General features: G+C 59.0%; 23 protein-coding genes. 3 read left to right on the top strand and 20 right to left on the bottom strand.

The window, feature by feature from the left end; translation table 11 throughout:
- Positions 1-63: 63 nt before the first annotated feature.
- Positions 64-933: an S-methyl-5'-thioadenosine phosphorylase gene (locus QQG91_RS11555; RefSeq protein WP_285770376.1), complete on the bottom strand. Its 870-nt coding sequence runs from the start codon at positions 931-933 to the stop codon at positions 64-66.
- Between the two features lie 164 nt (positions 934-1,097).
- On the opposite strand from QQG91_RS11555, the gene QQG91_RS11560 reads away from it, so the two are divergent.
- On the top strand, positions 1,098-2,711 hold the full coding sequence (locus QQG91_RS11560) for a SulP family inorganic anion transporter (protein ID WP_285770377.1): 1,614 nt from the start codon (positions 1,098-1,100) through the stop codon (positions 2,709-2,711).
- Between the two features lie 61 nt (positions 2,712-2,772).
- On the opposite strand, the gene QQG91_RS11565 is transcribed toward QQG91_RS11560, so the two are convergent.
- From QQG91_RS11565 to coxB, 10 genes are all read right to left on the bottom strand, one after another.
- The gene (locus QQG91_RS11565; RefSeq protein ID WP_285770378.1) at positions 2,773-4,191 is read right to left on the bottom strand and encodes an FAD-binding oxidoreductase; all 1,419 of its coding nucleotides are present in this window, start codon (positions 4,189-4,191) and stop codon (positions 2,773-2,775) included.
- 12 nt (positions 4,192-4,203) lie between these two features.
- Positions 4,204-4,794: a GNAT family N-acetyltransferase gene (locus QQG91_RS11570; protein WP_285770379.1), complete on the bottom strand. Its 591-nt coding sequence runs from the start codon at positions 4,792-4,794 to the stop codon at positions 4,204-4,206.
- The gene (locus tag QQG91_RS11575; RefSeq protein WP_285770380.1) at positions 4,794-6,059 is read right to left on the bottom strand and encodes a M16 family metallopeptidase; all 1,266 of its coding nucleotides are present in this window, start codon (positions 6,057-6,059) and stop codon (positions 4,794-4,796) included. The genes QQG91_RS11570 and QQG91_RS11575 overlap by 1 nt, the downstream gene beginning before the upstream one ends.
- The gene (thrC, locus tag QQG91_RS11580; RefSeq protein WP_285770381.1) at positions 6,056-7,444 is read right to left on the bottom strand and encodes a threonine synthase; all 1,389 of its coding nucleotides are present in this window, start codon (positions 7,442-7,444) and stop codon (positions 6,056-6,058) included. The genes QQG91_RS11575 and thrC overlap by 4 nt, the downstream gene beginning before the upstream one ends.
- 3 nt (positions 7,445-7,447) lie before the next feature.
- Positions 7,448-8,122 carry an SURF1 family protein gene (locus QQG91_RS11585; protein ID WP_285770382.1) on the bottom strand — a complete coding sequence of 225 codons (675 nt, stop codon included), beginning with the start codon at positions 8,120-8,122 and terminating at the stop codon, positions 7,448-7,450.
- Between the two features lie 100 nt (positions 8,123-8,222).
- Complete coding sequence (locus QQG91_RS11590; RefSeq protein WP_285770383.1) at positions 8,223-9,023, bottom strand: cytochrome c oxidase subunit 3; 801 nt, start codon at positions 9,021-9,023, stop codon at positions 8,223-8,225.
- 24 nt (positions 9,024-9,047) lie between these two features.
- Complete coding sequence (locus QQG91_RS11595) at positions 9,048-9,650, bottom strand: cytochrome c oxidase assembly protein (protein WP_285770384.1); 603 nt, start codon at positions 9,648-9,650, stop codon at positions 9,048-9,050.
- Complete coding sequence (locus QQG91_RS11600; protein ID WP_285770385.1) at positions 9,647-9,871, bottom strand: cytochrome c oxidase system small membrane protein; 225 nt, start codon at positions 9,869-9,871, stop codon at positions 9,647-9,649. The genes QQG91_RS11595 and QQG91_RS11600 overlap by 4 nt, the downstream gene beginning before the upstream one ends.
- Positions 9,862-10,803 carry a heme o synthase gene (cyoE, locus tag QQG91_RS11605; RefSeq protein ID WP_285770386.1) on the bottom strand — a complete coding sequence of 314 codons (942 nt, stop codon included), beginning with the start codon at positions 10,801-10,803 and terminating at the stop codon, positions 9,862-9,864. Before cyoE ends, QQG91_RS11600 begins: the two co-directional genes overlap by 10 nt.
- 105 nt (positions 10,804-10,908) lie before the next feature.
- Positions 10,909-11,772, bottom strand: coding sequence for a cytochrome c oxidase subunit II (coxB, locus tag QQG91_RS11610; protein WP_285770387.1), 864 nt, complete (start codon positions 11,770-11,772; stop codon positions 10,909-10,911).
- A 183-nt stretch (positions 11,773-11,955) separates the two neighbouring features.
- Here coxB and tldD point away from each other — a divergent pair, with 183 nt between their 5' ends.
- Entirely contained in the window at positions 11,956-13,377 is a 1,422-nt protein-coding gene (tldD, locus tag QQG91_RS11615; protein ID WP_285770388.1) for a metalloprotease TldD, read from the top strand.
- 72 nt (positions 13,378-13,449) lie between these two features.
- Positions 13,450-14,589 (top strand): DNA-processing protein DprA, encoded by a 1,140-nt coding sequence (dprA, locus tag QQG91_RS11620; RefSeq protein ID WP_285770389.1) that lies wholly within the window; start codon positions 13,450-13,452, stop codon positions 14,587-14,589.
- On the opposite strand, the gene QQG91_RS11625 is transcribed toward dprA, so the two are convergent.
- The 9 genes from QQG91_RS11625 to tolB all read right to left on the bottom strand — a co-directional run bounded on the left by QQG91_RS11625 (position 14,586) and on the right by tolB (position 25,010).
- A complete protein-coding gene (locus QQG91_RS11625; protein WP_285770390.1) occupies positions 14,586-15,296 on the bottom strand; it encodes a LytTR family DNA-binding domain-containing protein in 711 nt (236 codons plus the stop codon). The genes dprA and QQG91_RS11625 overlap by 4 nt on opposite strands.
- 158 nt (positions 15,297-15,454) lie before the next feature.
- Positions 15,455-16,348, bottom strand: a complete 894-nt coding sequence (gene folD, locus QQG91_RS11630) for a bifunctional methylenetetrahydrofolate dehydrogenase/methenyltetrahydrofolate cyclohydrolase FolD (protein WP_285770391.1) — start codon at positions 16,346-16,348, stop codon at positions 15,455-15,457.
- A 129-nt stretch (positions 16,349-16,477) separates the two neighbouring features.
- The gene (locus QQG91_RS11635; RefSeq protein ID WP_285770392.1) at positions 16,478-18,154 is read right to left on the bottom strand and encodes a formate--tetrahydrofolate ligase; all 1,677 of its coding nucleotides are present in this window, start codon (positions 18,152-18,154) and stop codon (positions 16,478-16,480) included.
- A gap of 155 nt (positions 18,155-18,309) precedes the next feature.
- Positions 18,310-18,891 (bottom strand): MOSC domain-containing protein, encoded by a 582-nt coding sequence (locus tag QQG91_RS11640; protein ID WP_285770393.1) that lies wholly within the window; start codon positions 18,889-18,891, stop codon positions 18,310-18,312.
- A gap of 121 nt (positions 18,892-19,012) precedes the next feature.
- Positions 19,013-20,932: an ATP-dependent zinc metalloprotease FtsH gene (ftsH, locus tag QQG91_RS11645; protein WP_285770394.1), complete on the bottom strand. Its 1,920-nt coding sequence runs from the start codon at positions 20,930-20,932 to the stop codon at positions 19,013-19,015.
- Positions 20,933-21,011: 79 nt separating this feature from the next.
- Positions 21,012-22,232 (bottom strand): tRNA lysidine(34) synthetase TilS, encoded by a 1,221-nt coding sequence (gene tilS / locus QQG91_RS11650; RefSeq protein ID WP_285770395.1) that lies wholly within the window; start codon positions 22,230-22,232, stop codon positions 21,012-21,014.
- A 1-nt stretch (position 22,233) separates the two neighbouring features.
- Positions 22,234-23,055: a tol-pal system protein YbgF gene (gene ybgF / locus QQG91_RS11655; protein WP_285770396.1), complete on the bottom strand. Its 822-nt coding sequence runs from the start codon at positions 23,053-23,055 to the stop codon at positions 22,234-22,236.
- Between the two features lie 25 nt (positions 23,056-23,080).
- Positions 23,081-23,593: a peptidoglycan-associated lipoprotein Pal gene (gene pal / locus QQG91_RS11660; RefSeq protein ID WP_285770397.1), complete on the bottom strand. Its 513-nt coding sequence runs from the start codon at positions 23,591-23,593 to the stop codon at positions 23,081-23,083.
- An 85-nt stretch (positions 23,594-23,678) separates the two neighbouring features.
- Positions 23,679-25,010 carry a Tol-Pal system beta propeller repeat protein TolB gene (gene tolB / locus QQG91_RS11665; protein WP_285770398.1) on the bottom strand — a complete coding sequence of 444 codons (1,332 nt, stop codon included), beginning with the start codon at positions 25,008-25,010 and terminating at the stop codon, positions 23,679-23,681.
- Positions 25,011-25,066 lie beyond the last annotated feature (56 nt).

Below are 25,066 nucleotides of genomic sequence, written 5' to 3' on the forward strand. Positions count from 1 at the left end.
CGGTGATACAGCCCCCGTCGCTGCGCTTCAATGCACCCAAGTGCGACTATTGTTCAACCTCATTCAAAGAACACGCCCTGCAATGACCTTGAGGCGTTCCACGACTTCGGGATCGCGCTTGGCGGGTGCGGTCATGATGGCAAATTCAAGGGCGCGGTCACAGCCACAAGGACAAACCGCGCGATCCCCGCCAAGCCGCAGCGGAAGCCCTGCGACTGTCTTTTTCGCATGCGCGGCGTTCCCCTGAAGCGTCTTGATCACCGCCGTCACATCCACGGCATCATGATCGGGGTGCCAACAGTCGTAATCCGTCACCATCGCGACAGTGGCATAACACATCTCGGCCTCGCGGCAGAGCTTGGCCTCGGGCATGTTCGTCATTCCGACCACATCGCAGCCCCATACTTCGCGATAGAGCTTGCTCTCGGCGAGCGTCGAAAACTGTGGCCCTTCCATCGCGAGATAGGTCCCTCCGCGATGCACGGTCACGCCTGTAGCGCGCGCGGCGTCCTCGCAAAGGTCCATGAGCCGCGCACAGGTCGGATGACCGAAGCCGACATGCGCGACGCATCCGGTCCCGAAAAAGCTCTTTTCCCGCGCAAAGGTGCGGTCGATAAATTGATCGACGATCACAAAATCCCCCGGCGCATAGTCTTCGCGGAAACTGCCGCAAGCGGACACCGATACGACATCCGTCACGCCAAGCGACTTGAGCGCTGCAATGTTTGCACGATAGGGCACTTCGGTCGGGGAATGCACATGACCTCGACCGTGACGGGGCAAGAACACCATTTCGGTGCCGTCCAATGTTCCCGTCAAAACCTGATCCGAAGGTTTACCCCAAGGCGTGTCGACTGTGATCCATGCCGCATCCATCAGCCCGTCGATTTCATAAACGCCCGAACCGCCGATAATCCCGATCTTTGCTTTCATCTTTTGCCTTTCAAATCCCCCGAAGGGCAGCCTAGCGGATCGTCACTCGGCTGCAAGGCCGCCGTGCAGATCGGCAACACCTTGGCGGTGGGAGATCACGCGGGTTTAATTCAGGGTCGTTCTGGGTTAGGCGGACCCCACGCGAACATAGACAGGACAAGCCGATGCCCAAAGCCTCGCTGGCGGCCTTTGCCGAACGCCTCACCATTGCCGACAAGAACCAGCTCACGCCGATGCAGATCAAAACGGACCTGCTCTCGGGTCTGACCGTTGCACTTGCTCTGGTGCCCGAAGCCGTGGCTTTTGCCTTTGTGGCGAATGTGCACCCTCTCGTCGGTCTCTATGCGGCCTTTATCGTCGGTCTGATCACCGCTCTTTTCGGGGGGCGTCCCGGCATGATCTCGGGGGCGACGGGCGCTCTGGCGGTCGTGATGGTAAGCCTCGTGAAAGAACACGGCGTCGAATATCTCTTTGCGACCGTTGTCCTCATGGGTTTGATTCAGATTTTTGTCGGCATCATGCGCTGGGGCAAGTTCATTCGCCTCGTGCCGCATCCCGTGATGCTCGGTTTCGTCAACGGTCTGGCCATCGTGATCGGTCTGGCGCAGTTGTCGCAGTTCAAGGTGCCTGGCTCGGCCGAAGCCTCGGGCCATGGAATGGGCGGCGGCGAATGGCTCTCGGGTATGCCCCTTGTGATGATGCTTTCACTCGTCGCTTTGACCATGGCGATCATCTATGTGCTGCCGCGCTTCACCAAGGCCATCCCCGCCCCGCTGGCAGGGATCGGGATCACGGCGCTGATCGTGATCGTCTTCGGGATCGACGTGCCGCGCGTCGGGGATATGGCCTCGATCGAAGGCGGGCTGCCTGCGTTCCATCTTCCTATGGTTCCGATCTCGCTCGAGACATTCTACGTCATCCTGCCCTATTCCCTCATCCTTGCCGCGATCGGCCTGATCGAAAGCCTTCTGACGCTCAACCTTGTTGGTGAAATGACGGGCAAACGCGGTGGCGCAAGTCAGGAATGCATCGCGCAAGGCGTCGCCAACACCGTCACAGGCTTCTTCGGCGGTATGGGCGGCTGCGCGATGATCGGCCAGTCGATGATCAACGTGAAATCGGGCGGGCGCACCCGCGTTGCCGCAACCTCGGCCGCGCTCTTCCTGCTTCTCTTTATCGTCGTTGCCTCGCCACTCATCGAGCAGATTCCGCTCGCTGCGCTTGTCGGTGTGATGTTCATGGTGGTGATCGGCACTTTTGCCTGGAACTCGTTCAAGATCCTGCGCCGTGTCCCATTGACCGATGCCTTTGTGATCATCCTTGTGACCGTTGTGACGGTCTGGACCGATCTCGCAACTGCGGTTGTGGTCGGCGTGATCGTCTCGGCACTCTCTTATGCATGGAACAACGCCAAGCGTATCCACGCCAAGACCTATGAAACCCCCGAAGGCGCGAAGGTCTATCAAATCCAGGGACCGCTGTTCTTCGGTTCGACCGACGGTTTCATGGAGACCTTCCAAGTCGAGAGCGATCCGTCTTTGGTGATCATCGACTTTCAGGACAGCCGCGTCGTCGATCAATCCGCGCTTCAGGCAATCGAAGCGGTCGCCGCAAAATACGAAGAGGTGGGCAAACGCATCCAGCTGCGCCACCTGAGCCGCGATTGCCACCGTCTTCTCTCCAAAGCGGGCCATCTGATGGTCGATAGCGACGACGATCCCGACTATGAGATTGCGGTCGACTACGGGGTGCGGACGGGCATTCTCGGAACCCACTAAAACAAAAGGGCGCCCCGAACGGCGCCCTTTTCAATTCAAGGCCAAGTCGTTTTTCGACCGATCAGTCCGCAGCCCGAAGAACCACCCCTGGATTCATGATGCCCAACGGATCGAGCGAGGTTTTGATCGCGCGCATCATGGCAAGTTTGGCGGGGTCGGAATAGGTCTCGACATCTTTGACCTTGAGACGCCCGACGCCGTGCTCTGCACTCACCGAACCGTCATAGGAATGGACAAGGTCATGGATGCATTTCTTGGCATCATTGCGGATGTTGTCGTATTCCTTGCGGTCGCGACCCTTTGCAGGAAACAGGTTATAGTGAAGATTCCCGTCCCCGAGATGGCCGAAGCAGTTGATCCGCATATCTCCGAGCTTTGCCAGCTCGCCGGGTCCGCGCTCGATAAATTCGGGGATAGCCGAGAGCGGTAGCGAAATGTCATGCGACGACACCGACCCGATCCGCTTGTTCCCCTGCGGGATCATCTCGCGGATTTTCCAAAAGGCCTGACGCTGGGCCTCGGACGAGGCGATGACACCGTCGGTCACATAACCCTCTTCTGCGGCGGCAACGAAAAGGGTTTCGAGGACCTCTGTCGCATCAACCGAGGCAGGCAATCCAAGATCGACGAGAACCATCCATTCGGGCCACTCGTCGAACGGCTTTGCCACATCAAAGCCCGTCTCTTCGAGAAAGCTCGGCCCCATGCGGTGGATCAGCTCGAAAGCAGAGATGCTTTCACCGACCTGCGAACCGGCAAGCGCCAAGAGATCCAGAGCGGCTTTGGGCGAAGGGACCGCCAAGAGCGCGGTTCCATATTGCGCAGGGCGCGGCAAAAGCTTGAGCGCGGCGGCGGTGATGATCCCCAAGGACCCTTCCGATCCGATGAAAAGATCGCGCAAGGCATAGCCCGTGTTGTCCTTGCGAAGCCGAGTGAGGCCGTTCCATATCTCGCCGTCTGCCGTCACAACTTCAAGACCGAGAACCTGCGCACGGGCATTCCCATAGCGCAGAACATTGACACCGCCCGCATTGGTCGCCAGCAAACCGCCGATCCGCGCCGACCCTTCCGAGGCGAGCGAGAGCGGGAACAAACGATCGACCTCTTCGGCCGCGCGGTGCACTTCGGCAAGGATCACCCCCGCATCCGCGACGAGAACGTTTTCGGTCGGATAGACAGCCCTGATCGACTTCATCCGTTCCGTTGAAAGAACGATCGGACGTGCGCCATCGGGCATAATCTGCCCCCCAACGAGCCCTGTTCCGCCGCTATAGGGCACGATGCCTACGCGCGCATCGCGGCAGGCTTTGACGATGATCGCCACTTCTTCTGTGCTGGCGGGGGCGAGAACGACCCCGTGCCCCTCGTAGCGGCCACGCGGTTCCTCGAAATATTGCGCGGTGTCTTCTTTGAAACACGCCGCGGGCAAACGTGTCTTCAGCAAGGAAACAAAAGTATCGTCCGCAGGATTCAAAGCCATGTCATATCCGTATCAGGCCAAACCGACTTCGGTCTTGCCGCGTCTGTCGTTTCGAAGGTTGGCATAGAGCACATGATTGCGCCAGCGCCCGTTGATCTGGAGATAGCTCTGCGCCACCCCCTCGTATTTATAACCGCAGCTTTCGAGAAGCCGCCGCGAAGGTGTATTCTCGGGCAAACAGCCCGCTTCGATCCGGCTCAGATCCAGCGTGTTGAACGCGTAATGCACAACCGCTTTGATCGCCTCGCGCATATAGCCTTGCCGCGTGAAACGCTCGCCCGTCCAATAGCCGGTGGTCGCGGACTGGGCGGGGCCTCGGCGGATGTTGTCGAGCGTGATCGCACCGATCAACGCATTGTCGCTCCTGCGGACGAGAAAGAACGGATAAGCCGTTCCGTTCACCATCGAACGCTGCGCCCAATACACACGATTGGTAAATGCCTTGCGCGAGAGATGATCCTGCGACCAGGTCGGTTCCCACGGCGTCAGAAACGCTTGGCTTTCAAGGCGAAGATTGGCCCAAGGCACAAAGTCGCTGTGGATGGGCGGCCGCAAGGTCAGCCGCTCGGTCTCGAGCTGGACTTTCTTGCGCCGTCCGAACATCAGCCCGCAAGTCTCCCCTTGAGCTCGTCAAGCGCGGGGGCGTCGCTTTTGGGACCATAGAGCGCCATGGCGACCCCTGTGTCGGCGACCATCTTCTCGCCAAAGGCTTTGACCCCTGCCACATCAACGGCGTCGATCTTGGCGATGGTCTCGTTGAGGTCGGGTACGCGTTCCCAGATCGAGAGCGAACGAACGAGACGCTCGGCGCGATTGGACGGGCTTTCCAGACCCATCAAAAGCCCTGCCTTCATCTGTGCACGGGCGCGGGCCACTTCGGCTTCGGTCATGTCTTCTGCGGCGCGCTTCATCTCGTCGATGGTGATCGCCGAAAGCTCGTTGATCTGTTCGGCACTGGTGCCCGCATAGATCGTCATCATGCCCGTGTCTTCATGGGCGCCCGTCTGGGCGAAGATCGTATAGCAAAGGCCGCGCTTCTCGCGCACCTCTTGGAACAGACGAGAGGACATGCCGCCCCCCAGCGCGATGGCATAGACCTGTGCGGTAAAGATATCGTCGTCACGATAATCGGGACCTTCGAGGCCAAGCGTGAAATGCACCTGCTCGAGCGCCTTGGTTTCACGACGTTCGCCGCCGACAAACTTTGCAGGCTCGATGAGCGAGAGACCGCCCCCACCTTTCATATCCCCGAACAAAGCCTCGGCCTGTTTGACGATTGCCTCGTGATCGACGGCGCCCGCCGCAACAAGGATCATCTGCTCAGGGCGATAATGCTCGCTCACAAAACCCGACAGATCGGACCGACCAAAGGCTTTGACCCGCTCGGCAGGTCCGAGGATGGTGCGGCCAAGCGCCTGATCGGGATAGGACACCTCTTGGAGCCAGTCGAAAATCACATCGTCGGGCGTATCGAGCGCTTGCCCGATTTCCTGAAGGATGACACCGCGCTCGACCTCGATTTCATTCGGATCGAAAATCGGGTTGCGCAGGATATCGGCAACAAGTTCGATGCCCAAAGGCGTGTCCTGTTCAAGAACGCGGGCGTAATAGGCCGTCATTTCGCGGCTGGTATAGGCGTTGATATAGCCGCCCACATCCTCGATCTGTTCGGCGATTTGTAGGGCCGTGCGCGTTTTCGTGCCTTTGAACGCCATATGCTCAAGGAAATGCGCAATACCGTTCTGCTCGATGCGCTCATGGCGCGCACCTGCAAGAACCCAGACACCGACCGAAACCGTCTGCAGCGACGGCATATGCTCGGTAATGACGCGGAACCCGTTGGAAAGGGTGTGAAGTTGGATCGTCAACGCGAACGGCGCTCCCGAATAAGGCTCTGAAGAGCCGAAAGATCATTTGCAACGCGGGTCACGCGCTCTTCTCGCTCGAAAAGATCGGACATGCGCGGAGGAAGGGTCGGATAGATACCCGTTGCAGCCTCGACCGCTGCGGGGAATTTTGCAGGGTGCGCGGTCGCAAGGGTGATCATCGGAATATCGGAAAGATGCTCTTCTGCGACCTTCACCCCGACAGCCGAATGCGGGCACAGGATTTCCCCCGTCAGAGTGCGCTGCGCGGTGATGGTGGCCGACGTTTCCTCTTCCGAGGCACGGCCCGAGTCAAAGGTTGCCTTGAGGAAATCGAACGCGCCTTGCGAAATGGTGAACTCGCCTTTGGATTTGAGGTCTTCCATCTGCTGCGTCACGACTGCGCCGTCACGCCCATAGGCATCGAACAGAGCACGTTCAAAGTTCGAGGACACCTGAATATCCATCGATGGGCTGATCGAAGGGGTAACGCCCTCTTTCTTCTGGATGCCCGTTTTCAAGGTGCGGTCCAGAATGTCGTTCTGGTTCGTTGCCACAACGAGCTTTTCGATGGGGAGGCCCATCTTCTTGGCGATGTAGCCGGCAAAAATGTCACCAAAGTTGCCCGTGGGCACGGTGAACGAGACTTTGCGATGCGGCGCACCAAGGCTCACTGCAGAGGAGAAATAATAGACCACCTGAGCCAGAACACGGCCCCAGTTGATCGAGTTCACACCGGCAAGAGCGACTTCCTCGCGGAAGTCGAAGTCGTTGAACATATCCTTGAGAGCGGCCTGACAATCGTCAAAATCACCGTCTACGGCCAAGGCGTGGACGTTGGCTTCGGAAGGGGTCGTCATCTGGCGACGCTGAACTTCGGAGACGCGCCCATGCGGGAAGAGAATGAAAACATCCACATTCGAAAGCCCGCGGAACGCCTCGATGGCCGCAGACCCCGTATCCCCCGAGGTCGCGCCCACGATGGTGATCCGCTTGCCCGAACGCCCAAGAGCGAATTGCATCATCTGGCCGATGAGCTGCATCGCAAAGTCCTTGAACGCAAGCGTCGGGCCGTGGAACAGCTCGAGAAGGAAGTGGTTCGGCCCAAGCTGGACCAAAGGCGCACGGGCGGCATGGCCGAAGCCCGCATAGGCCTTGTCGATCAGGCTCTCGAATTCCTCATCGGTAAAGGTATCGCCGACATAGGGACGCATGACCTGAAAGGCGATTTCCTCATAGGATTTGCCAGCCATCGCCGCGATTTCTTCGGCGCTCAGCGTCGGAACCGTTTCGGGCACATAAAGACCGCCGTCGCGCGCAAGACCGGTCATCATCGCCTCTTCGAACGTGAGGATCGGAGCCTGTCCACGGGTCGAAATATAGCGCATGTCTCAGTCCTTTCGCGCAGCGGTGCGTTTTACAAAGAAACCTGTCATCACAGCCCAAACAGCGGCAAGCAAGAACCAGGTGATTGCATATTCACGGTGATCGTTCTTGATCCCCGAAGTGTCAACCGGCACAGGCGTGAGACGCGGGTCAGGGTTGCTCGAACTCCTCAGAACAACCATGATTTCCGAGGTATCGAGCGCTTGCGCCATATCCGTCACATTGCGCGCAAACCAGATATTGCGTCCCAGATCGGGCGCGGGCGTGGAATCATTCTTGTCGTCGGGCCAAAGCAGATTGCCTGTGATCTCTTGCCGCCCGTCAAAGGGCGGAAGTTCCTTGGCTTCAAGCGGGAGCACACCGAAATCGACCATGATGGAACGGCCGTCCTCGATCTTGGCGGCACGGATCACCCGATACCCTGTTCCGGCGCCCGTCCCCGAAGAGAGGACATGCAGCTCGGGGCCATAAGGATCAATGACCGCAGTAACGGAGCCATACTCCATCGTGTCTTCATTCGGATCGGCGGGGATCGAAACGGCAGGCGCGTCGATTCTGCTCTGGATGAGGTCCAGAATGTCGCGTTTCCAATCCAGACGCTGAACCTGCCAGAAGCCGAGCCAGAGAAGGATCGCAAGCCCACCGAGGCCAAAGGTCAAAAGAAAGAGAATTCGGCGCATCGGCTCCCCTCGTTCAACAGAGAAACGCGCGGGCGTTGACCCGCGCGTTTTGTTCAATGTCGCTTTCGCTCGGATGGGTCAAGACCCACCGACACTCGGCTTACTGACCCCAGATGTAGACAGCAGCAAAGAGGAAGAGCCAAACAACGTCCACAAAGTGCCAGTACCAAGCGGCAGCTTCAAAGCCGAGGTGCTGTTCCTTGGTGAAGTGGCCGCGATAGGCACGCATCAAGCAGATCGCAAGGAAGATCGTGCCGATGATGACGTGGAAGCCGTGGAAGCCGGTCGCCATGAAGAAGTTCGCGCCATAGATGTTGCCGGCAAACCCGAAGGCAGCGTGGCTGTATTCATAAGCCTGGAACACGGTGAAGATCAGACCGAGCAGAACAGCGATCCAGAGGCCCGACTTGAGGTCCTTGCGGTTGTTCTCGTGCGCGATCGCATGGTGCGCCCAGGTTGCAGCGGCACCCGAGCAGAGAAGGATCAGCGTGTTGATCAGCGGAAGGTGCCAAGGATCGAAGGTTTCGATACCTGCGGGCGGCCAAACACCGTCAACGAGCGGGTATTCGGGGCCCATCGGATACATGGCGTGCTTGAAGAACGACCAGAACCATGCGGCAAAGAACATGACTTCCGACATGATGAAAAAGATCACGCCATAGCGAAGACCGATGCGTACGACGGGGGTATGGTCGCCCGAATGGCTCTCGACCACAACGTCGGACCACCATGCATACATGGTGTAGAGAACGCCGAGGAGACCGATCAGGAAGAAATACGGCATATCTGCCGACATCCACATAACGGCGCCGAAAAGCATAACAAAGGTCGAAACAGCGCCGACAAAGGGCCAGATCGACGGCGGAAGGATATGGTAATCGTGGTTCTTTTCATGAGCCATGTCAGTGTTCCCTGCGGCTTGGTCTTAATTCAGGTCAGTGGTGGCGACGGGCGCCTCGATGTCCAGAGCAGCTTGCCGTTCTTCCTCGGGCAGGTCGATCTGGTAAAAGGTATAACTCAGCGTGATGGTATGCACGTATTTTCCTTCGCGGTCCTCGACAATTGCGGGATCAACAAAGAAGCTTACGGGCATTTGCACCGTCTCGCCGGGTTGAAGCACCTGCTCGGTAAAGCAGAAGCATTCGATCTTGTCGAAGAACCCGCCTGCTGCATAGGGGGTCACGTTATAAGCGGCCTGACCGGCAACCGGCTTGTCGGTCGGGTTATGTGCTTCGTAAAACGCAAGTGCGGTCTGGCCGATCTTCACGGTCATTTCACGCTGCGACGGGGTGAACTGCCAAGGCATGTCGCGATCGGTCGACGCATCGAAGCGGATCGTGATCTCTTGATCGAGGATCACATCGCTCTCCGAGGTCGCGATATTGGTCGCACCGCCAAATCCGGTGACACGGCAGAACCACGAGTAGAACGGGACCGAGGCCCAGGCCAAAGCGCCCATGATGAACACGACGCTTACGAGTTGGATAACAGTCCGCTTTGGTCCTTTGATATTCGGGAAAAGCGTCATTGTGAGGCACCCTCCGATGATTGACCCTCCTGCGCACCGGCAGCCAGTGCGGGACGGGCGACATGGTCGAAACGTTCGAACTTCTTGGCGTCTCCAAGCTGGAGAACCTTGACGACGGTCAAGCCGAAGACGATCGCAACAAAGACAATAAGCAGGCCTAGAACGCCGAAGTTCCGGTTCTTACGGCGTGCATGAAGCTCGTGTTCTACCTTCAGAGCCATGACCAGCCTCCAAATCCAAGGGGGGCAAGGGCGGCTTCGGCGAACAAAGCTACGAAGTGTAGGAAGAGATAGGCAAGCGATACTTTGAAAGCTGCGCGCTCGGCCGCAAAGCCGTCCGATTCGGCGACCTCTTCATCGCGGCGCCACACCTTGTAACATGCGCTCAGGAACCAGCCGTTCCAGATCAGCGCAACCGCAAGATAAATCGGGCCACCGATCGAGGTAAACGCGATGGCAAGCGAAACGGGCACAAGAGCAACCATATAGCCCATGATGTGGTTGCGCGTTACGCGGCGGCCATGGGTTTCGGTGAGCATCGGCACACCCGCATTGCCATAGTCCGATTTCACGAAAATCGCGAGCGCCCAGAAATGGGGCGGCGTCCACATAAAGATCAGGGCAGTCATCAAGACCGATTCAACGCTGATCGAACCCGTGGCAATCGCCCAACCGATCATGGGCGGCAAGGCGCCGGAAAGTCCGCCGATCACGATGTTCTGCGGCGTCGAGCGCTTGAGCCACATCGAATAGACGACTGCATAGAAGAAAATGGTAAAGGCAAGCAGGAAGGCCGCCAGAAAGTTGGTGGCCAACGCCAGAAGCACAACCGAAAAACCCGAGAGCGCAAGACCGATGGCCAAAGCCTCTTCGGGTTGCACACGGCCCGAGGGGATCGGGCGCTTGGCGGTGCGGCGCATGATGCGGTCGATGTCCGCGTCCCACCACATGTTCAACGCGCCCGAAGCACCGGCGCCGACAGCGACACAAAGGATGCCGACAAAGGCGATGAACGGATGCACCGGAACGGGTGCCACAAAGAGGCCCACCAAAGCGGTGAACACGACAAGCGACATGACGCGCGGCTTGAGAAGCGCGAAGTAGTCGCCCATCCCTGCCTCGTATGTCGTGTCTTGCATATTCACGTCGGTCATTCGGTCCAAATCCATCTGCGGTTTTCGATGGCGTTGAAGGTAAGCCGAAGCCTACCTTCGCCCATTCACATCGCCGCGACCTTGATCAGGTGTCGGCGCGGCGCTTTAGACGCCGTTCTCTGCCTTGGCGGCTTCAAGCCACTCGGCATAGGCTTCTTCGCTGACCACCTTGACGGTGATCGGCATATAGGCGTGCGCGATACCGCAAAGTTCCGAGCACTGGCCGAAGTAGATGCCTTCTTTCTCTGCCGCGAACCAAAGCTGGGCAAGACGGCCGGGAACGGCGTCCTGCTTCACGCCAAACGCGGGGATGGTCCAGGAGTGGATCACATCCGCACCCGTCACCTGCATGACGATGGTCTTGCCGACGGGGACGACCACTGCGGTATCGGTGGCAAGAAGGAACTGCTGGTCGGTGTAACCTGCTTCGGCAAGCTGGGCCGAAACTTCGGGCGTCAGCATGTTGTTCGCATCGGCACCGATCATGTAGCTGTCAAAGGCGATACCTTCGTCAACATACTCATAACCCCAATACCACTGGTAGCCGGTGACCTTGATGGTCACGTCGCCTTGCGGGATTTCCTGCTGCTTGAACAGAACCGGAAGCGAGAACGAGCCGATGAAAACAAGGATCGCGATCGGGATGATCGTCCATGCGATTTCAAGCGGCGAGTTGTGCGTAAACGTCGCGGGGTTCGGGTTCGAACGGCGGTTGTAGCGCACGATCACCCAAACGAGCAGCGCGCACACAAAGATCACGATGCCCGTGATGATGAAAAGGATCAGGCCGTCGAGCCATTGAAGGTCACGAGCAAGCTCGGTCGATGCAGGCTGGAAGCCCATTGCATCCGGGGTCGGCTGGCCGATGATTTCCAGTTTCTGGTTTACCGCTTGAGCGGAGGCTGCGGCGCCCGAAAGGATCAGCCCGGCAGCTGCCGCAAGCTTGGTGACAAAGTTGGTCATTCGCATGTCATACCCTGTTCTTGATGGAGCGCATTCTAGCCCCGTGAGAACCCCGCACAAATCAATTGGACGGAATCCCGTTGTATCCGGTGTCGCTGATCCCATATCCTGACGCACAACTCAAGAACTGGTATTGCGGCAAACGGACGCTTTTTGATCTAAATCAACGTTGCCGCGGGAAAACGAGACATGACACAAGACGCTTTTCGCCCCTTCGAGACCAATTTGGACCAAGATTCGGCCCTGAAACTGCTTCAAGAGGCGACTCTGGGCGCGGATGACGGCGAATTGTTTCTGGAGCGTCGCCGCTCCGAGGTGCTCTCTTACGACGATGGTCGCGTCAAAACAGCCAGTTACAACGCCTCCGAGGGATTCGGTCTTCGTGCGGTGCGCGGCGAAACAGCGGGCTATGCCCATTCGACTACCATTGACGAAAACGCGATCAAGCGCGCTGTTGCGACCGCCCGCCTTGCCATCGGCGAAGGTGGCGGCACTTTGGCGCAGGCGCCGCGTCCGACCAACGTCAAGCTCTACACCGATGATGACCCGATCGCCCAAGCGACCTTTCCCGCCAAAATCGACGTCCTCAAGGAAATCGATGCGTTTGCACGTGACCTCGACCCGCGCGTCGTTCAGGTCTCGGCGACCGTAGCCGCCTCGCTTCAGGAAGTGGTGATTCTCCGTCCCGAAGGCACTATGGTGACCGATACCCGCCCGATGAGCCGTGTAAACGTCTCGGTCATCGTCGAGGAAAACGGCCGTCGGGAAAGCGGCGGCCACGGCGGAGGTGGCCGAGAGGGCCTCATCGGTCTGATCAGCCGCGACAACTGGGAACCCGCCGTGCGCGAAGCGCTTCGGGTGGCGCTCGTCAATCTCGAAGCCGAAGCCGCGCCTGCAGGCGTTATGGATGTCGTGCTGGGGAACGGCTGGCCCGGGGTCTTGCTGCACGAAGCTGTCGGTCACGGGCTTGAAGGCGACTTCAACCGCAAGGGATCAAGCGCCTTCACAGGGCTGGTCGGTCAGCAGGTCGCGGCCAAGGGGGTCACCGTTCTGGATGACGGCACGATTCCCGGACGTCGCGGTTCCATCACGGTCGACGACGAAGGCACCCCATCGGGCAAGAACGTTCTGATCGAAGACGGGATTCTGGTCGGCTATATGCAAGACCGCCAGAACGCCAGACTGATGGGCGTGCCCGCAACCGGAAACGGTCGCCGCGAAAGCTTTGAGCACATGCCCATGCCGCGCATGACGAACACCTATATGCTCGGCGGGGACGCGACCCGTGCCGAGCTGATCTCCGAACTCAAGGACGGAATCTATGCGGTCGGGTTCAGCGGGGGCCAAGTCGATATCACCAACGGAAAATTCGTGTTTTCCTGCACCGAAGCCTACCGCGTCAAAGACGGCAAAATCGGCGCGCCGGTCAAGGGCGCGACCCTGATCGGCGATGGTCCTGCCGCAATGAAAAAAATCCGCGGGATCGGCAACGATATGGCGCTTGATCCGGGCATCGGAAATTGCGGCAAGGCGGGTCAATGGGTGCCCGTAGGCGTCGGTCAACCCTCGCTTCTGATCGGCGGCCTTACGGTTGGTGGAAGCGGCGCATAAAAGTTTTCCGCTCTTAATCTTGGGTTAACCCTTCGCTCCTATACATGATCCTGTAACAGGACGGAGCGAAGGATGACCGAGGACACAGCCTCTTCCACTCACCCCCCACTCCCACCCACCACGGAAGAAGAACGCTTCGCTTGGCTCCGCCTGTTACGCTCGCGCCGTGTCGGGATTTCAACGTTTTATCGGATGCTCGCCGAGTTCGGCACGGCCAAGGCCGCCTTGGCCGCCCTCCCCGAAGTGGCACGCGCTGCGGGTGTCAATGACTACACCCCCTGCCCCGAGGGCGTGATTGCCGCCGAATTGAACGCAGGTCGCAAGGCCCGTGCCCGTATCGTCGCCATCGGTGAAGCAGGATATCCCGATCTCCTTGCCCAGATCTCGGATGCGCCGCCACTTCTGTGGATGCTTGGCACATCGGACGTCCTTGAAAAGCCGACAATCGCGATTGTGGGCGCGCGTAATGCCTCTTCGCTTGGTCTTCGCATGGCGCGAAAGCTTGCTGTTGATCTTGGCGCGGCGGGGTTTTGCGTCGTCTCGGGCCTTGCTCGCGGGATCGATACCGCTGCGCATGACGCCGCACTTCCTGTCGGAACGATCGCTGTCCAAGCCGGCGGCGTGGATGTGGCCTATCCCAAGGAAAACGAAGCTCTGGCGGCAAAGATCGTGGAAAACGGCCTTCGGATTTCCGAGCAACCCATGGGGCTTGTCCCGCAAGCCCGCCATTTCCCGCCGCGCAACCGAATCGTATCGGGGATCGCCCAAGCCGTCGTCGTCATCGAAGCCGCATCACGTTCGGGCACCCTCATCACCACCCAAAGCGCGCTCTCCCAAGGGCGAGAGGTCTTCGCCGTCCCAGGTCACCCGTTCGATGGTCGTGCGGGGGGCTGTAATGCGCTGATCCGCGATGGGGCGACCTTGATCCGCTCGGCCGAGGATGTGATCGATGCCTTGCAGCGGACGGAACCACAGCAAAAACTCTGCGAACCCGCCCCTGTCCCGACGAGCCAGCGACAGCTTCCCCTTCGCGAGGCGGCGGTGCTCCACCGTCAAATCCTCAACAAACTCGGCCCTTCCCCGCTCGCCGAGGATCAATTGATCCGCGACCTTGCGTCAACGGCAAAAGAAATTTCGCCCCTCTTGGTCTCGCTCGAACTCGAAGGGCAGATCCAGCGCCACGCGGGCGGCTTGGTGACGCGTGTGGTTTAGAATGTGATCCCGTTTTCGATGACTTTGGCTTTGAAAGTCCGAGAAACCGGCACAAGGGCACCATCGGCCATCTCGATGAAATCGCGTCCTTCCATCCGTCGACCTCTGACGACGAAGGCGCGGCACACCCAATGCGAGCGATGGGTATAAAGCCCCTCGACCGGTTCGATTTCGGCCACGGCATCCCTTAGCCTAAGGAGCAGCCGCTCGGAATTTCCGTTATCGAGCACCACCTCGACATAGTGATCGTTCGCGACAAGCCGCATGATCTGCACGTTGCCACTGGCCTCCAATCGCTCGAAAAGCCGCGGCTTCTCAGCGCTGGCAGGACCCTCTTCGGTCGGCAGGGGAGCCCGACGCCGCTCGAGTCGTCCACGCACAATCGAAACCGCAATCGAAAAGACCGTAATATCCCTGAGTAGGACGACTAGATCATCACGCGTCAGCGGCGAAAAGCGCAACACGAATTCCGTCATGATCCAGATCACGGGCACGAAACAAAGGGCAAAAACCGCACCTATCACAGCGTCCCGCAGGACAGTAAGGGTGCCGAATGACGGGATGACGGACCGGAGAATGCCAGAGAGAACAAGGGCCGCACCGACCATGATCGGCCAGTACAGCAGCCTCTGGCCAAAGGACAAAAACGACGTGCCGAAGGGGGCCGAAACCATGAGCACACAGCACGCGATCAGCCAGATGGACACATAACGCCGAAAACTGCTCTTATCGGGTAAAATGTGGAAACCTTGAAACATATAAAATTCTTATCAAATCACGTCTGACCTGACAGAGGCTTATCCAAAAACCAAGCGCAAGGCACAAAAAAACCCGCCTGATTGCGGGTTTTTCTGCAGTTCGTTGTTCAAGCCGTAAGGCCCTCGGGCTCGGCAAGTCCGTTCGCGCGGCAGCACGCGGTCAGGGTATTCGCCAGAAGGCAAGCGATCGTCATCGGACCGACACCTCCCGGAACAGGCGTGATCGCTCCGGCAACCGCAGCCGCGCTCTCGTAATGGACATCGCCGACCAGACGGGTTTTGCCCTCGCCGGCATCCACGCGGTTGATACCAACGTCGATCACGGTCGCGCCCTCTTTGATCCAGTCGCCATGCACCATTTCGGGGCGACCGACAGCAGCAACGACGATATCGGCCTGACGGACAACAGCGGCAAGATCCTTGGTCCGCGAATGGGCGATCGTGACGGTGCAGCTATCACCGAGAAGAAGATTTGCCATCGGCTTGCCGACGATGTTGGAGCGCCCGATGACAACGGCATTCATGCCCGAGAGCGACCCATGATAGTCGCGCAGCATCATCAGACAGCCAAGCGGGGTGCAGGGCACCATGGCCTTTTGGCCTGTCCCGAGAAGTCCCACGTTGGAAATATGGAAGCCATCGACATCCTTGGCGGGATCGATGGAATTGATCACCAGATCGGAATTGAGATGCGAGGGCAGCGGGAGCTGGACGAGAATACCGTGAACAGCGGGATCGTTGTTCAGCTTGTCGATAAGAGCCAGAAGGTCCGCCTCGGATGTGGAGGCGTCGAGCTTGTGCTCATAGGAATTCATACCGACTTCGACCGTCTGCTTACCCTTGGAGCGCACATAGACCTGAGAGGCAGGGTCTTCGCCTACCAGCACCACGGCGAGCCCGGGCGTGATTCCGTTCTCCTCCTTGAGACGGGTAACATGCGAAGCGACTTTCTCGCGGACGGTAGCGGCAAAGGCTTTGCCGTCGATCACTTTTGCAGCCATTCAGGCGACCTCCAAAATAACATAAGCCCGGTGTTTCGGGGCGAAAGTTCAGAATTTCCGCAACCGCGGTATGTGACGGGGGCAGAAGTTGACGCTTCCTGCCCCCGCCGTGTTCGAATTTCAATAACCTTAGAACAGACCTTCGATCTGGCCGTCGTCATTGAGACAGATGTTTTCCGCCGAAGGCACCTTGGGCAGACCGGGCATGGTCATGATCTCGCCGCAGATCACGACAACGAACCCTGCACCTGCCGAAAGACGCACTTCGCGGATCGGAACCGAGTGACCCGTCGGCGCGCCGCGCAGGTTCGGATCGGTCGAGAAAGAATACTGCGTCTTGGCCATACAGATCGGCAGATTGCCATAGCCCTGTGCTTCCCATTCCTTGAGCTGGTCGCGGATTTTCTTGTCCGCAATCACTTCGTCGGCGTGGTAGATACGCTTGGCGATGGTGTCGATCTTCTGGAAGAGCGACATATCGTCGGGATAGAGCGGCGCAAAGCTCGACGATCCACTTTCTGCAAGCTGGACGACTTTCTTGGCGAGATCCTCGATACCTTCCGAACCTTTGGCCCAGTGCTTACACAGGATCGCTTCTGCGCCCATTTCGGCAACATAGGCTTTGACGGCTTCAACTTCGGCGTCGGTATCGGTGACAAAGTGGTTGATGGCGACGACAACAGGCACACCGAACGATTTGACGTTCGAGATGTGGCGACCAAGGTTCGGACAGCCTTTCTTGACCGCTTCGACGTTCTCGGAACCAAGGTCGGCCTTGGCAACGCCGCCGTTCATCTTCATCGCGCGCACGGTGGCGACGATCACGGCCGCATCGGGCTTGAGACCTGCCTTGCGGCACTTGATGTCAAAGAACTTTTCCGCACCAAGGTCCGCACCGAAACCGGCTTCGGTCACAACGTAATCCGCGATCTTGAGAGCGGTGGTCGTGGCGATGACCGAGTTACAACCGTGTGCGATGTTGGCGAAGGGTCCGCCGTGCACAAAGGCAGGGTTGTTTTCGAGCGTCTGGACAAGGTTCGGCTGCATCGCGTCCTTGAGAAGAACGGTCATTGCGCCATCGGCCTTGATATCGCGGCAATAGACGGGGGTCTTGTCGCGGCGATAGGCAACGATCATATCGCCAAGACGGCGCTGCAGATCCTCGAGGTCCTTTGCAAGGCAAAGGATCGCCATCACTTCGGATGCAACGGTGATGTCGAAACCTGCTTCACGCGGGAAACCGTTGGCCACACCGCCGAGCGAGACGTTGATCTGACGTAGAGCGCGGTCGTTCATATCCATCACGCGGCGCCAAGCCACGCGACGGATATCGATATCGAGCGTGTTGCCCCAATAGATGTGGTTGTCGATCATCGCAGCGAGAAGGTTGTGCGCAGAGGTGATCGCGTGGAAGTCACCCGTAAAGTGCAGGTTCATGTCTTCCATCGGAACGACCTGAGCCATACCGCCACCCGCAGCGCCACCCTTCATCCCGAAGTTCGGCCCGAGCGATGCTTCGCGGATACAGATCGCGGCTTTCTTGCCGATGCGGTTAAGGCCGTCACCCAGACCGACAGTGGTCGTGGTTTTGCCTTCACCTGCGGGGGTCGGGTTGATTGCGGTGACGAGAACGAGCTTGCCGTTCGGCTTTCCCTGAACGCCGTTGATGAACTCTTGCGACAGTTTGGCTTTGTCATGACCATAGGGAAGCAAATGTTCGCTTGCGATCCCCAGCTTGGCGCCGATTTCCTGAATCGGTTTTTTCTTGGCCTCGCGTGCGATCTGGATATCGGTCTTGTAGCTCATTGCTCCTCCATAGAACTAACGCCGCACATGTCACGCGGCTCTCTAGTCCTGTGTCTAACGGGAGCGCCAGACAGGAACGGGGTCGATTCCGACATTTTCGGTGGCGGAATCGCCCAAGGTGGAAACCAAATTCCACGATAGGAACATTTTGTGGCCTAGGGCTTCCATCCTCGCTGGTCGGGAACATGCACCCGCAGCGCATCACCGACGGCGATTTTCCCCTCTCGTTCGACCCAAGCGGTAACACCGCGGCGACCGCGTGCCGATTGGACAAACGCCGCGCCCTGCCCGTTTTCATGGGCGGCAATCGTATCGCGCACAACGCTGCAAGGGCGGTTCTGCATGTCGACCGTCACCGTCGCGCCGCTCTCGAACTGGAGCCGCGAGGACGGGGGAATGAAGCTGAAATCGGGGATGCCTCGCACCACAATCGTCGCCCCGAGCCAGAGCGGATCGATCCGCTCCATCCCGAGCCGAAGCGCGATCTGCGCCAACTCTTCCTCGCTGACCAACGAAATCTGGCGGGTGTTCCGAATAGGAGTGTCTTTGGGATACTGGGCCGTCACCCGCACACAGGACGGTCGCGTTTCCCCATAATGCGCGTCGCCCACCGCCCCCGCAAAAGTCAGATCGAGCGCCTCGCGCCGCTGGGCCGTGATCTGTTTTCCCGACCGTTCGGGCATCAGTCCGAGCCACACGATCGTTCCGGAAAAGTCGGTCGGTTTCAAAGCGGGCATGTCGAACACCTATGTTTGCAGCAGTGGACGCGAAGACAGCTATCGAAAAATATCTCCCGCCACAAATGCAAACCCCCGAAACTCGGAGAGTTTCGGGGGCTGCTGTTCGGCCTGATAAGGCTTAGGCGGTCGGTTCGGGCTCTCCCGAAAGATCGGTCGCCTTGGGCTTGCGCGGCTTGCGCGTCTTGGGAAGCTCGGTCACCGATGCAGAGGTCTCTTCCGCTGCTTCGCCGCCGTTTCCGCCCGATTGTGGCGGCTCGCCGCGCATCACGCGCTCGATCTCTTCGCCGGTCAGAGTTTCGTATTCCAAGAGCCCCTGAGCAAGGCGCTCCCATTCGTCATGCTTTTCCCTCAGGATACGCAGAGCATTCTGGTAACCCTCGTCGATAAAGCGCTTCACTTCCTGTTCGATGAGCTCTTTGGTGTTCGCCGAAACAGAGAAGCCCGCAGTATTGCCCGAATAACCTTCGTGCGCCTCGGCATAGTCGATGTTGCCGACCTTGTCCGACATGCCCCAACGAAGCACCATCGCACGCGCAAGCTGCGAGGCCTGCTGGATATCGCCTGCGGGGCCGTTCGACACTTCGTCCTCACCATACTTGAGAACTTCGGCGGCCTTGCCTGCCATGGTCATCGCAAGCTTCTGCTCGCATTCAGAGCGGTGCCAGTTCAGACGGTCGATCTCGGGAAGAGACACGACCATACCAAGCGCTCCGCCACGGGGAATGATCGTCGCCTTGTAGACGGGATCACACTTGGGAAGAGCAAGGCCGACGACCGCGTGACCTGCTTCGTGATATGCGGTCTTTTCCTTTTGCTCGGCGGTGAGAACCATCGAGCGGCGCTCTGCGCCCATCATCACCTTGTCCTTGGCATTTTCGAAATCGACCATGGTGACAAAGCGACGACCCACGCGCGCCGCCATTAATGCCGCTTCGTTCACAAGGTTCATGAGGTCCGCACCCGAGAAACCGGGGGTGCCGCGCGCGATGATGCGAAGATCGACATCAGGGCCAAGCGGGGTCTTGCGTGCATGAACGGCAAGGATCTTTTCGCGGCCTTTGATATCGGGGTTCGGAACCGTCACCTGACGGTCGAAACGACCGGGACGCAAAAGCGCGGGGTCAAGCACGTCACGACGGTTGGTTGCCGCAACGATGATCACGCCTTCGTTTGCTTCGAAACCATCCATCTCGACGAGAAGCTGGTTGAGCGTCTGTTCGCGTTCGTCGTTGCCGCCGCCATAGCCTGCACCACGTGCACGGCCCACGGCGTCGATTTCGTCGATGAAGACGATACAAGGCGCGTTCTTTTTGGCCTGTTCGAACATGTCGCGCACGCGCGAAGCACCGACACCCACGAACATTTCCACAAAGTCGGAACCCGAGATGGTAAAGAACGGAACGCCTGCTTCACCCGCGATAGCGCGCGCAAGAAGCGTCTTACCCGTCCCCGGAGGGCCCACGAGAAGCGCACCTTTGGGGATCTTGCCGCCAAGGCGCGAGAATTTCTGGGGATTGCGAAGGAATTCAACGATCTCTTCAAGCTCTTCTTTGGCTTCGTCGATCCCTGCAACGTCGTCAAAGGTCACGCGGCCCTGCTTTTCGGTCAGCAGTTTGGCCTTGGACTTACCAAACCCCATCGCACCGCCACGGCCACCGCCCTGCATCCGGTTCATAAAATAGATCCAGACACCGATCAGCAGAAGGAACGGCAAAAGGCTGAGGAGGAAGGCCTGGAACGTCGATTGTTCCTGGCTTTCTGCGCGCACCGGAATGCCCTTGTCCAAAAGCAGATCGGTGATGTTTGCATCGGACGGCTTGATCGACACATAGCTGCGGCCGTCGGCAGCCGTATAGAGCAGCTTTTCGCCGTCTATCGTGACTTCGGTCACCGTGCCGTTGTCCACAGCAGAAACAAACTCGGAATAGTTCCGGCTCGAGGCCTGAAGGCTGTTGCTGCCACCACTGAAAATATTGAACAGCGAGACGATCAACAGGAACAGAACGACCCAGAAAACGATATTGCGCGCGTTACCCAAGGGGAACTCCTTTGAAATCCGTCGGAGACGCAAGAGTCGCGCCTGCCGTGTTCTTAAAATAGGGATCAGAAAAGGTTGTTCAATGCGTTAATACGAATGTGCGCAAACTCGTGACATCCCATTTGCAATTAAACGCCCAATCGGGATGGAAAACACCTGCAAATGGCGCAAAAATCACCGTTTCTCCGCACCAAACGGCAGGAGAGCCAAGCAAAGAGCGCCTTGGATGGCCCGTTTCGCGCCAGATCGCGCCAATCTGTCTCAGTCCGTTTTCCCCCAAGGTGCGCACTTTGGCGGTCTGCTCGGGCCCCTGTGCGATGACCCGCCGATCCCAAAGCGCCCCGACATCCGCCTCGATATTTTGAACGGCGACCGGCTCTCGGGCGATATGGATCACCCCCTTGCGAAGGTAGACAAGCGCCCCAGCAAGCGTAGCCGTCTCTTGGTAAGCGCCATCGACAAGTCGCTGAACCTTGTCGGCGCGGGGCGGATAATCGGCCCCGCCGACATAGCGGAGCGCGATGTTCAAATACCGCCGCCGCAAATCGCGGCTGAGCGATAGAAACACCTCTTCCTCAAGCCGAAGATCAATGGGCGTGACAGCCAAGCCGCCTTCGATCCTCGTCCAAAGCTCCTGCATCAGATCGCCGCGCGTGGACCGAAGGTTCGCAATGCTTTTGCCGAAGTCCAGTCCGAGACCTTCAAGCGAGGCGAGCGCTTTGCGGACTCTGACCCGATCATAATGGTCGTCCTCGTTCGTCGGATCATCGACCCAAGAAATGCCACGGCTCTCGAGCAAAGACCGAAGCGCCCCGCGCTCAATCCCGAGAACGGGACGATGGAACCTGATGCCATGGGTCTCGAACTGCGGCCTCATGCCCGAAAGTCCGTCAAGCCCCGCCCCCCGCATGAGGCCCATGACAAAGGTTTCGGCATTATCGTCGGCGGTATGCCCCAGCGCGATGTCCCCGATCCCCTCGGTTTCGGCCCAATCCGACATCAACCGATACCGCGCGCTTCGCGCCTCGGCCATGAGATTGCCCGTCGCCGGATGATCGCGCCATGTAAGGATGTGGTGCCCAAGGCCCCAGCCTTGGCAAAGTTCGCCCACATAGGCGGCTTCGGCCTTGGCTTCGGGGCGCAATCCGTGATCGACTGTGACGACACTCAGCGCGACGCCATGTAGCGCCGCCCACTCCCGTGCGAGCACAAGCAAGCCGAGGCTATCGCTCCCCCCCGACACAGCAAGGGCGAGCGCTTTGGGCAAAGCGTGAAAATGGGTGTGAAACGCGTCCTGCACCTTATCCGCAGGACAAGGACTGCATCGCGGCTTTGGCATCTGCTGCCGCCTCTAGGTCGGGAAAGCGCGATACGACCTCGGCAAGGGTGATACAGGCGTCCTGCACCTGTCCGATCGTGCCGAGCGAATACCCAAGCTTGAAAAGCGCATCAGGGGCAATTTCGCCCGACTGATCCACCGAGAAGCTTGCAAGATAGGCGCGCGCCGCATCCGTCATATTTCCAAGGCTTTCGAGAGCCTCACCGCGCAGATAATGCGCCTGTGCGTTCAAAGGCCCACCAGGATAGCTTTCGACAAAGGTTGCAAAAAGCTGAACCGCCGTTTCGAAATCACCTTCGGAGAGAGCGGCTTCGGCCGCAGCGAAATCGGCTTCTTCCCCTACGGCAAGCTCTGGGGTCGATGCGGATTGCTCTTGCGGCGCGGGGATCGACGCGGCGCTGTCCACACCGCCCAATGTCGTGCCCGTGCCGACGAGGGAAAGATCGCATCCCTCTTCCAGCTCGCAAAGACGGAATTCGAGATCGGTGATGCGGCGCGTTCCGTCCTCGGTTATCCTGTTGATCCTGAACTCGAGCTCTTCGGATTTTGCCGTAAGCCGCTGAAGCTCGGCCTCGATGGCATTCAAGCGATCAAGCGTGCTCCCCGAACCCGTGGTCGCCGTCAGCCCGCCGCTTGCCGAAAGCTCGGAGCGGAGATTTTGCACGTCGACATAAAGTGAAGAGAGCTGCTGCCGGATATCTGCAAGCGTTTCGGTTTGCTGCGCACTCGCCGCCAAGGGCGAGGACAGAGCAATAGCAACAGCGAATGCAAGACGTCGGAACATGCAGCTCTCCTTGTTAAGCGGTGATTTAGCCGATGCTACCGATCGAGATCACGGTCACGGCGCGGCGGTTGACCGAATAGCAGGACTCATCGGCGCAAACAGCGGTCGGGCGCTCTTTGCCATAAGAAATGGTGCGGATGCGGGCATCGGGCACGCCCTTGGACACAAGGTATTCACGCACAGCGTTCGAACGGCGTGCACCAAGCGCGAGGTTGTATTCGCGGGTGCCCTGCTCGTCGGCATGGCCTTCGATGAGCGCAAGGTAATCCGAGTTGGTCAAAAGCCAGCTGGCTTGACCATCGAGAACCTGCATCGCTTCGGCGGTCAGAGTGGACTGGTCCACGAGGAAGAACACGCGATCGCCTACGGTCTGGCTGAAATAGGCGGGGCTGGTCGGGTCACTGGCCGAACCGCCGAAACCCGCGCCTGCGGAATTGAGATCCACCGAATTGCCGTTATCGGCAAAGCGGTCGGGACGCGTACACGCGGCCGTCGAGAGGGCCAAGAGGATAAGTGCGGCTTTGGTAAGGCTGCGCATGGGAAGTTCCTGTATAGGTTATTGGTGCTCGTTGTCTGCTAGAATAGCACGGAGCGGACCCCTTGGGAATCCGCTCCTGATTTTGTTACCGCTGCAAGGGGCCCCATGACGGGTCAGAGGCAAATCCCCCCGTTGCGATCTGGCGCAGGTTGCGGCCCGAAACATCGACCGAATAGAGCGACGGCCCGCCGTTCGCGCCAAGCGTCTCGCGGAAGAACATCACCACGCGGCCGTTCGGCGACCACGTCGGACCTTCGTCCAGAGCGCTCCCCGAAGCCGAGGACAAAAGACGCTCTTCCGAACCATCGGTGCGCATCACACCGATATGGAAGCGACCCGCGTTCTGCTTGGTAAAGGCGATGAGATCCCCGCGCGGCGACCAGACGGGCGTGCCGTAACGCCCCTCGCCAAAGGAAATGCGACGCGCCTCGCCCCCGTTTGCAGTCATGATGTAAAGCTGGGGCGAACCGGAGCGGTCGCTCTCGAACACGATCTGGCTGCCGTCGGGCGAATAGCTCGGCGCGGTTTCGATCGAAGGCGCATTGGTCAAGCGGGTGTGCTGTCCCGTGAGCAGATCCGTGCGCCAGATATCGGTGTTTCCGCCGGAAGACAGCGAATAGATCACAGCCGTGCCATCGCGCGAGAAGCGCGGCGAGAACGACATTTCACCGGGCGCCGTAGAGACAGGCTGCGCAACTGCCGAAGCCACGTCAAGAACGTTGATGCGCGGCGAGCCGCTTTCGTAGCTGGTATAAAGCACACGGTCGCCTGTCGGCGAGAAACGCGGGGCAAGCACCAGAGAGTTGCCTGATGTCAGATACTGGATGCTGCTCGGCGCGCCGTCAGAGTCCATGATGGCGATTGCCTTGGACCGGTTGTCCTTGGGCCCGCTTTCGGCGACATAGATCACACGGCTGTCGAAATAGCGCTCTTCGCCCGTGATACGGGCATAGACCTCGTCCGCCACCTTGTGGGACATGCGACGCCAACCTTGGGTGGTGCCCGCAAATTGGAGCCCTTCGCCCATCTCGTTGCCCGAGAAAACGTCATAAAGGCGGAATTTCACGAAAACCTGTTGGCCCTGCACGGAAACGGCACCCGTCACCAGAGCCTGTGCATTGATGGCCCGCCAATCGGCATAGGCGACAGGCTGGCTAAAGCTGGCGTGCTGGCTGATGAAAGCGGACGGCGGGATCTGGCGGAACAACCCCGTGCCCGTCAGATCTTCGGCCACCACGCGGCTGATATCCGCGGCCAGTGCCTCGCTTCCCGCGGTTTCCGCCTGAAACTGCGGAATGGCAAAAGGCAGCGGCTCGATCACACCATTGGTGATGGTCAAGCGCAGCGGACCGTTTTGCGCCGCGACGGGTCCTGCAAGAACAAGGGCCAGAACCAGCGCCATGAACTTCTTAAACATATGCATCCTCATTTGCTCCGCACATCGGCGGCACACCCATAGCGCTAGTGTTAGCG

This window comes from Marivivens sp. LCG002 (assembly GCF_030264275.1).
Taxonomy (GTDB): domain Bacteria; phylum Pseudomonadota; class Alphaproteobacteria; order Rhodobacterales; family Rhodobacteraceae; genus Marivivens.